Consider the following 3,295-nt stretch of genomic DNA (forward strand, 5'->3'; position numbering starts at 1 on the left):
GCCCGGGGCCGGGCGCCGGCCCGGCAGCCCCGGGGCACGGCCGCCCGCCCACCGGCCCCGTCAGGGCCGGGGGACCGCACGGTTCCCCGCCCCCCGTACGGCCCCAACGGCCATGAGTCCGGTACCGCAGCGATCCCAGGAGTCCCGCCCGTGAGCACGCCCGACGACGCCGACGTCCACACCACCGTCGGCCCGGCGCCCGGTGACGGCGGTCTCCCGGGCCGCGCCGCCGTCACCCCGGCCGATGCGGCCGACGCCGCCCGGCTGGTCTCCTTCGGCCTCCAGCCCAAGCTGCTGCCCGCCCGGGATGCCGAGTACGGAGAGCTGATCCGCCGCTACCGGGAGGATCCGCCGTTCGCCCGCCTCGCCGACGCGGTGGCCACCGGCCTGGGGCTGGTGGTGCTGGAGGTGTCGCCGAGGGCCGGTATGGCCGTGGCCGCCGACCACGACTCGGTGTTCGCCGTCCGGATGGGCGACTACTCCCGCCGCGCCGCCTCCGAGTCCACTGACCGCTTTCTGCACGGCCTGGCGCACCTCGCCGTCGCCGCCATGGCCTTCCCCCGCCCGGAGGACCTGGCGGACGACGGCTACATCGGCCGGATCAGTGTCAACGGCGTCGACGCCTTCGTACGCCAGGCCTGCCGCCGGCTGGAGGAGCAGGCCGCCGCGGACGGCACCAACACCGACCCGGCCAGCGACACCCCGGGCCTGGAGGCGGCCTGGCGCGTCTGGGCCCGCCGCAGCGCCACCGGGGCGACCAAGGACGCCCGCCGGCTCTCCGGCTCCACCATCGGCATCGTGGGCAAGGCCGTCGCCTTCCATGTCGACTCCGGCTTCCTGCAGAAGGCGTCCGACGACTCCGGCGGCACCTACCGCACCACCGCCCGCTACCAGCTGCAGGTCCGCGACCTGGCCGCCACCGCGGCCATGGCCGAACTCCTCGACCTCGGCGTCGTCCCGGTGACCGACGGCACCGCCACCCTCCTCCCCGCCGACGACAGCGACGAGCTGGTCGCCGACGCAGGCCTGCCCTTCCACTCGCTCTGACGCCTCCCCTGACGCCACACCCCTTCGACGCCACTTCGCCTTCGACGCCACCCGCCCGGACGACAACCCTCTGACGCCAACCCCCTGACGGCCCCGGCACCGCCGGGACCCGCCGACGACCGCCCAGGAGACCACCGCCCCATGTACGAGCTCAACCGGGTCCGCCTGTACTCGATCGGGCCCGCCGGTGCGCGCTACGCCGACACCCTGCTCGACCTGCGCGGTGTCGGCGAGCCCGTCAGCGACCCCGCGCCGCAGCAGCCGGGCCTGTTCGGGGACGACCCGGAGGGCCCGCCGCGCCGCCCCGCGCCCGCGGGCGTGCTCTTCCTGGAGAACGGCGGCGGCAAGTCCGTCCTGCTGAAGCTGATCTTCTCGGTGATGCTGCCCGGCCACCGCAACACCCTGGGCGGCGCCAGCTCCGGCGTGCTGCGCAAGTTCCTGCTCGCCGACGACTGCGGCCATGTCGCCCTGGAGTGGCAGCACACCCTCACGGGCGAGCTGGTCGTGGTCGGCAAGGTCAGCGAGTGGCGCGGCCGCCAGGTCTCCTCGGACCCGCGGAAGTTCGCCGAACTGTGGTACTCCTTCCGCCCCGGTCCGGGCATGACCCTGGACTCCCTGCCGGTCGCCGAGCGGATCGTGCTGCCCCCCGTCCCGGCGCCGCAGAGCGGCGAGGGCGCCGCCCCCAGGCCGGCCTCCCGCGGCCGCCGCCGCACCATGAAGGGGTTCCGCGACGCCCTCACCGAGGCCGGCAGGGCCGACCCCCACCTGGAGGTCACCTTCGAGGAGATCCACGACCGGTGGAACGAGCACCTCGGCGACCTCGGCCTGGACCCCGAACTCTTCCGCTACCAGCGTGAGATGAACGCCGACGAGGGCGAGGCCGCGGGCCTCTTCTCGGTGAAGAACGACTCCGACTTCACCGACCTGCTGCTGCGCGCCGTCACCGACACCCGGGACACCGACGGCCTGGCCGACCTCGTCCACGGCTTCGCCGCCAAGCTGGGCCGCCGTGCCGAACTCACCGCCGAGCGGGACTTCACCGCGGGATCACTCGACCTGCTCCAGCGCATCGTCGAGGCCACCGCGGCCCGCGAGACCGTACGGGAGACACACCGGGCCGCCGACCGCCGCGCCCGGCGCCTCGCCCGTTCCCTCGCCGCCCGCGCGGCCCTGGAGCGCGACCGCGCCCACGACCTGGCCGTGGAGGTCGACGAGGCCGCCTCCGCCGTCACCGAGGCCGAGGCCGACCGCACCCGCCACGCCCTGATCACCGCCGAGCTGACGCACCGTCATGCCACTCTGGGCCTGGCCGCTGCGACCGCCGACGCCGCGGCCCTGCGCCGTGAGCTCACCGACGCCCGCACCCTGCACTCCGCCTGGCAGGCCGCCGAGGCGGTGCTTCGCCACCGGGCGGCGGCCGACCGCTCCACCAGGGTCACCGCCGCCATCCGCGAGGCCGAACGGGACGCCGCCCCCGCCCTGGCAGCCCGCGCCCGCGCCGCGGCCGCCCTGGTCCGCGCACTGGAGGGCGCTGCCGCCGACGCCGAGGCCCAGGCGGACCGGGAGGACGCCCGCGCCGTGGCGCTCCAGGGCGACGGCGAGGCGGCACACCGCGACGCCACCGCCGCCGCCACCGCGGCGCAGAAGGCCCGCAGCGAGGCCGAGCACCTTCGTCAGCGCCTCGCCGAGGTGGAACAGGAGACCCGGGCCGCCGTCGAGGCCGGCTGGATCGAGGAGGCCCGCGACGGCGACCCCGGCGACCCCGCCCGCGCCGCCCTGCACGCCGCCGACGCGGAGAAGGCCGCCACCACCGCCCTGGACCGGGCCCGCGCCGTAGCGGAGCAGGCGGCCGCCCGGACCAGGGAGTCCGCCGCCGTGGAGAGCCGCGCCGAACTCGCGGCGGCGCGCGCCGCCGACGCCCGCGCCGCAGCCGAGGCCGCCCTCGCCGCCGACCACGGCACCGCCGTCCAGCTCGCCGCCGAACCCCGCCTGGCCGAGCTGCTCTCCCTGGCGCCGTACGCGGCGGACGCCCCCGTCGGCGGCCCCGCCACCCTCACCCCGGACCTGCTGGACCGCGCCGCCGACGACCTCCGGGAGCTGCTGGACGACGCCGTCGCCACCGCCGAGCGCACCCTCTTCGAGCTGCGCACGGCCGCCGCGGACGACTCCCGCATCCTGGCCGCCCTCGGCGACGGCGGCCTGCTGCCCCCCGGCCCCGACGTGCTCGCCAACGTGGAGTACCTGGGCG

The 3,295-nt window shown here is 77.0% G+C and carries 1 protein-coding gene and 1 pseudogene; both read left to right on the forward strand.

Features of this window, described 5'->3' with window-relative positions; all coding sequences use genetic code 11:
- Positions 1–150 precede the first annotated feature (150 nt).
- Complete coding sequence (locus AOK09_RS22905; protein ID WP_055589114.1) at positions 151–1,047, forward strand: hypothetical protein; 897 nt, start codon at positions 151–153, stop codon at positions 1,045–1,047.
- A 141-nt stretch (positions 1,048–1,188) separates the two neighbouring features.
- Positions 1,189–3,295: pseudogene (locus tag AOK09_RS22910) on the forward strand (hypothetical protein); the annotation flags it as partial.

Source organism: Peterkaempfera griseoplana, assembly GCF_001418575.1.
In the GTDB taxonomy this organism is placed as follows: domain Bacteria; phylum Actinomycetota; class Actinomycetes; order Streptomycetales; family Streptomycetaceae; genus Peterkaempfera; species Peterkaempfera griseoplana.